Genomic DNA, 5,579 nt, shown 5'->3' on the forward strand with positions numbered 1-5,579 from the left:
CGACAATGACCGTCGCACTCATCACCGGCGCCAACAAGGGCATCGGATTCGAGACCGCCCGCCAGCTCACCGAGGCCGGCTACGACGTCTACCTCGGCGCACGGGACGCCGAGCGAGGCGAGAAGGCGGCCGCCGAGCTCGGTGCGCGCTTCGTCCAGCTCGACGTCACCGACGACGCCTCCGTCACCGCCGCGCTGGCGACCATCGAGGCCGCCGAGGGCCGCCTGGACGTACTCGTGAACAACGCCGGCGTCCTCGTCGCCGACCCGCTCGACGGCCCGACCGCGCTGCGGGTCTTCGACATCAACGCGGTCGGGATCATCCGCGTCACCGAGGCCGCGCTGCCGCTGCTGCGCCGCTCGGAGAACCCGCGCGTGGTCAACGTGTCCAGCAGCCTCGGCTCGTTCTGGGCCAACACCACCCCCGGCCGGGTCGAGCAGGGGATGTTCCTGCCGCTCTACGCCGCGTCCAAGGCCGCCGCGACCATGCTGACCGTCCAGTACGCCAAGGCGTACGACACGATCAGGTTCAACGCCGTCGAGCCAGGTCCCACGGACACCGACATGACCGCCGGCTTCGGCATCGAGGACATCGCCAGGCCGCCCGCGGAGAGCGCCAGGATCGTCGTACGCCTCGCCACCCTGGACCTCGACGTCCCCACCGGGACGCTCCAGGACAAGGACGGCGCGCTCGCGTGGTAGCGGTTCAGTGAGCGCCGGCGACGCAGAACTCGTTGTCCTCGACGTCACGCAGCACGGTCCACTGGATCTCGAACTCGTCGTGCTCGGCGACGACCGTCGCGCCGAGGTCGACCAGGCGCGCGACCTCCGTAGCGCGGTCGGGTGCGATGAGATCGGGGTGGGCGCGGTTCTTCACCTGACGCGGCTCGGGCACGCGCGCGAAGAGCCAGGCCGGCACGCCAGGCGTGGGCTGCTTCAGACCGATGGAGCTGAACTCGTCGGTGCTCCCCTCGTCGAGCGAACGATCGAGCGCCGCGCCCCAGAAGGTCGCGGTGCGAAGCGCGTCCGAGCAGTCGAAGGTGATGGCGCCGAGGGTCAGGGTCATGCGGGTTCCTCTCGAGGGGTGAGCGGCCAGACGATGTCCGTCTGGTAGGCCGACGGCACGACACCGTCGGAGTCGTTGATGACGTACGCCTCGCGGATCGGTTGCCCGGTCGGGGTGCCGTGGTGCGCGACCCAGGTGCCGAGGAGCCCGTAGGTGTCGGGCAGCGTCTCGTAGCTGCCGGCGTGGGTGGCGACCGCGGCCGTGACGGGCGGCAGGCGCAGCAGGACGGTGCCCACGGGAGCAACGTCCGCACGAACCGGAAAGTACGCCGTGACCTGCTGCTCCGCATCGTCGACGAACTCGGCGTCATACAGCGCGGAGGCGGGCCCGCTGACCTCGACCAGGCCGTCGCGGCACGCCTGCTCGAGTCGCTCGAACGCCGGCCCGAGAAAGGCGTCGTAGGCACCGTCTCGGACGATGCCGGTCAGGGCGACCGCGTTCGTGGCCGGGAGGTCGACGAGTCGTGGCGGGGTCCAGGAGGCAGCGGGTGCGGCGTGCAGGTCGTCGACGATCTTCTCGACCTGCCGAGCGCGCTCGCGCATCCGGTCGGCGTGGCCGGCGAGGGTCGCCGCGGTGACCTCGGGGTCGCGCGCGGCCAGGATGGTCGCGACGTCGGCGAGCGGGACCTCCAGGTCACGGAGCCGGCGGATGATGGTGGCGTCGGCCAGCTGCCCCGCGGCGTACCGACGGAAGCCGGTCTCCGGGTCGACCGCCGCAGGCGTGAGCAGGCCTTGGGCGTGGTAGGCGCGGAGCGCCTTGATCGAGAGGCTGGCGGCGCGCGAGAAGGCCCCGATGGACAGCAGCGGCTCGCTCATGCGGTCCATCCTGCTGTCTCCCCCAGGGGGAGAAACAAGGATGTCGCGAACGGAGAGTGGTAAACGTCACAGAGCGCAAACAAATCCACACAAACACACCCTCTCGATTTGGGCAGAGGACTGCCGTGGGGTGAGCCTGAAGTAATGAGTGAACTGAAAAGTGAGGCCACCGCCGGCCATCCCGGCGATCGGTCTTTCCTCGGCCAGCCGCGCGTACTGGCCAATCTGTTCGGCGTCGAGCTGTGGGAGCGGTTCAGCTTCTACGGCATGCAGGGCATCCTGGCGATCTACCTCTACTACTCCGTGGCGGAGGGTGGTCTCGGGATCAGCGAGCCGGTCGCGCTCGGCATCGTCGGTGCCTACGGCGGCGCGGTCTACCTCTCGACGATCATCGCGGCCTGGATCGCCGACCGTCTGCTCGGCGCGGAGCGTACGCTCTTCGCCTCTGCCTGGCTGGTCGTCTTCGGCCACCTCGGGCTCGCTCTGATCCCCGGCATCGCCGGAGTCGGGGTCGGGCTGGTGCTGATCGCACTCGGCTCGGGCGGCGTCAAGGCGAACGCGTCCTCCCTGGTCGGCACCCTGTACGCCCCCGACGACGAGCGTCGCGACGCCGGCTTCTCCCTCTTCTACCTGGGCATCAACCTGGGCGCCCTGGTCGGTCCGCTGCTGACCGGGCTGCTGCAGAAGCAGTGGGGCTTCCACGTCGGCTTCGCGCTGGCCGCGATCGGGATGATCTTCGGTCTGGTGCAGTACGCACGTGGCCGGGGCGCGCTCCCGGAGGCGAGCCGCGTCGTCCCCAACCCGCTGCCCGCCAACGAGCGCGGCCGCTGGATCGCCATCGCCGTCGCCACCGTGGCGCTGATCGTCGTGCTCTGCCTGACCGGTGTCATCACCGCGCCTCGACTGGCCAACATCGTGATCGGCATCAGCGCGGTCGCAGCGGTCGCGCTCTTCGCCGTCATCCTCTCCAGCCGCCAGGTCACCGCCATCGAGCGGAGCCGGGTATCGGCGATGGTGCCGCTCTTCGTCGCCTCCGCGGTCTTCTGGTCGCTCTACCAGCAGCAGTTCACCGTGATGGTGGTCTACTCCGACCAGCGCCTGGACCGAGACATCTTCGGCTGGGAGATGCCGGTCTCCTGGGTCAACTCGATCAACCCGGTCTTCATCATCCTGCTCTCCGGGGTCTTCGCGGCCCTGTGGACCAAGCTCGGCTCCCGTCAGCCGTCGACGCCGGTGAAGTTCGCGATCGGCACGATCCTGATGGGCATCGCGTTCTGGGTGTTCCTGCTGATGCCGAGCGGTGAGCACACGGTGCCGCTGATCGGCCTCGCGTTCATCCTGCTGCTCTTCACGCTCGCCGAGCTGCTGCTCTCCCCGGTCGGTCTCTCGCTGGCCACCAAGCTCGCCCCCGAGCGGTTCCGCACCCAGATGATGGCGCTGTTCTTCCTCTCCGTCGCCCTCGGCACCGCGATGTCCGGCCGGCTGGCGGAGTTCTACGACGTGAGCGACGACAGCGGCTTCTTCTGGTGGGTCGGGCTCGCCTCCGTCGTCGTCGGCGTCGTGCTGCTCATCGGCAACCGGCCCATCCGCCGGTTGATGGCGGGCGTGCACTGACCTTCACGGCGTACGCGGCCAGCAGGAGTCACGCCCGCCTGTACGTGTGGGTCAGGCGTCCTTCCGGCGACGGGCGAGGAAGGCCCCGGTGCCCCCGATGCTGACGAGCAGCCCGCCGACGGCGAGGAGCGCTCCGCTCGGACCGCCCGTGTTCGGCAGGGTCCCAGCCAGACCGGCATCGATCCGGGTCGGGACCTCGGAGGCGTTCTTGGCGCTGGCGTTCTTGGCGCTGGCGTCCTTGACGACTGCCGCGCACTTCTCCGAGGTGTCGGTCTTGGTCTCGTAGACAGCCGCGATGACGACCGTGACCGAAGAGGCGGGCGAGTCCACCACGGTGACGTCCGACGCCGGGCTGTCCTCCACCGTGCGGGTGTCGACCAGGTCCCAACCCTCGGGCTCGTCGGCGGTCCAGGATGCGTCGGCCAGGTACGTGGTCGGCTCACCGTCCTTGACGAAGTAGTGCGTGACGTCCGGGTCGGCGTAGGCCTCGTTCGTGATCAGGGTCTGCTCGTACTGCTCGCCGATCTGGGACAGGTTCAGCGGGTTGTCATCGCCGTCCTGACCGTCCTCATCGGCAGGGGTGCCCGACGTGGTGGTCCAGGTGGTGAAGTGGTCCCACTGCCACGCGCCGAAGACGGCAGGAGTGGCCTCCGCGACCACGGTGGTCTCGGTCCAGGCCTCGTTGTCGACGATGGTCTCGGTCCAGGCTTCCTTGTCGACGATGGTCTCGGTCCAGGCCTCGTTGTCGACGATGGTCTCGGTCCAGGCTTCCTTGTCGACGATGGTCTCGGTCCAGGCTTCCTTGTCGACGATGGTCTCGGTCCAGGCTTCCTTGTCGACGACGGTCTCGGTCCAGGCTTCCTTGTCCACGACGGTCTCGGTCCAGGCCTCCTTGTCGACGATGGTCTCAGTCCAGGCCTCCTTGTCCACGACCGTCTCGTCCCACGCCTCCGTGTCCACGATGGTGACGGTCTCGGTCAGGTCGCCCCCGGCGAAGCGGACCCAACCCTTGTCGCCGTGCTCGTCCTCGCCGTTCCAATCCGGCGTGTTCAGGTAGCGGACCTTGCCGGTCTGCTTCTGCCTGTAGGCGTAGCCGCCGTCCTTGATGCGAGTCTCCTCGTGGGTGACGGCCTCGTGGTGGACGATGTGGGTCTGGGCCGGGTGCTGGACCGTGTGGGTCTGGGCCGGGTGGTCGACCGTGTGGGTCTGGGCCGGGTGGTCGACCGTGTGGGTCTGGGCCGGGTGGTCGACCGTGTGGGTCTGGGCCGGGTGCTGGACCGTGTGGGTCTGGGCCGGGTGCTGGACCGTGTGGGTCTGGGCCGGGTGCTCGACGGTGTGGGACTCGGCAGGGTGCTCGACCGTGTGTGTCTCGGCCGGGTGCTCGACGGTGTCGGTCACCGCGTCGGTGCCGGGCGTGTAGGTCCGGGTGTAGACGGAGTTGCGGAACTGGTCCTCGGTGACAGCCTCGTGGCTCTCACCGAGGACCACCTTCGAGAAGCGGGACTCCTCGTGGGAGACCGCCTCGGTGTGCTCCACGTGCGTGACCGCAGGCGTCACCTTGGGGGCCTTCTTCTCGTCGGCGACCTTGACCTGAGAGGTCACGGTGGTCGTCTTGCAGTCCTGTGCGGCCTGAGCCCCAGGGGCTGCCACGACCGTGGCGACTCCGGCAACGGCTACGGCCGCGAGGCCGATCTTGGTGGAGCTGTGCATGTTCATGGGCTGGTTCCTTCAGGGCGTGTTGTGGTCCGTGCCTGTGGTGAGCAGGCAGGGCTGAGGTACCCGAGACCGGGCGGGCGGACAGGGATGCCTGTCGCGGTCGGCCTGGGTCGATCTCGGGTGGATCGTGGAGACCTCTTGAAACCGTGGAGCAAGTGCGGCGTGTGGGCCGCCTCGGCGAGGCCTGTGAAAGGAGGGTCTCCCGGCGCTGTCTCAGCGGGTTGAAGGAACTATCTGTGCCTACCCAATATTGGGGTGGACGGGACCTACGACCCTAGCGATTCCGGCCTGGATTGGGACCAAGTCCCTGACGGATTGGCCGCCGACGGTCGTCCGGCGAGCGCGGCAGCGCGCCCACGCACCGCGTCC

At 68.9% G+C, this 5,579-nt stretch carries 5 protein-coding genes; 2 read left to right on the forward strand and 3 right to left on the reverse strand.

Annotated features, from left to right (window positions below; translation table 11 throughout):
• On the forward strand, positions 1-701 hold a 701-nt coding region (locus tag ACFU7D_RS26790), incomplete at its 5' end, for an SDR family NAD(P)-dependent oxidoreductase (protein ID WP_378873115.1).
• 4 nt (positions 702-705) lie between these two features.
• On the opposite strand, the gene ACFU7D_RS26795 is transcribed toward ACFU7D_RS26790, so the two are convergent.
• Together ACFU7D_RS26795 and ACFU7D_RS26800 are read right to left on the reverse strand one after the other, a co-directional pair.
• Complete coding sequence (locus ACFU7D_RS26795; RefSeq protein WP_378873117.1) at positions 706-1,065, reverse strand: VOC family protein; 360 nt, start codon at positions 1,063-1,065, stop codon at positions 706-708.
• A complete protein-coding gene (locus ACFU7D_RS26800) occupies positions 1,062-1,880 on the reverse strand; it encodes a MerR family transcriptional regulator (protein ID WP_378873119.1) in 819 nt (272 codons plus the stop codon). The genes ACFU7D_RS26795 and ACFU7D_RS26800 overlap by 4 nt, the downstream gene beginning before the upstream one ends.
• Positions 1,881-2,024: 144 nt before the next feature.
• Here ACFU7D_RS26800 and ACFU7D_RS26805 point away from each other — a divergent pair, with 144 nt between their 5' ends.
• The gene (locus ACFU7D_RS26805) at positions 2,025-3,494 is read left to right on the forward strand and encodes a peptide MFS transporter (RefSeq protein ID WP_378873121.1); all 1,470 of its coding nucleotides are present in this window, start codon (positions 2,025-2,027) and stop codon (positions 3,492-3,494) included.
• Positions 3,495-3,545: 51 nt separating this feature from the next.
• Here ACFU7D_RS26805 and ACFU7D_RS26810 read toward each other — a convergent pair whose 3' ends face one another.
• Complete coding sequence (locus ACFU7D_RS26810) at positions 3,546-5,210, reverse strand: LPXTG cell wall anchor domain-containing protein (RefSeq protein WP_378873123.1); 1,665 nt, start codon at positions 5,208-5,210, stop codon at positions 3,546-3,548.
• Positions 5,211-5,579: the final 369 nt, after the last annotated feature.

Source organism: Nocardioides sp. NPDC057577, from assembly GCF_042801335.1.
Lineage (GTDB): Bacteria > Actinomycetota > Actinomycetes > Propionibacteriales > Nocardioidaceae > Nocardioides.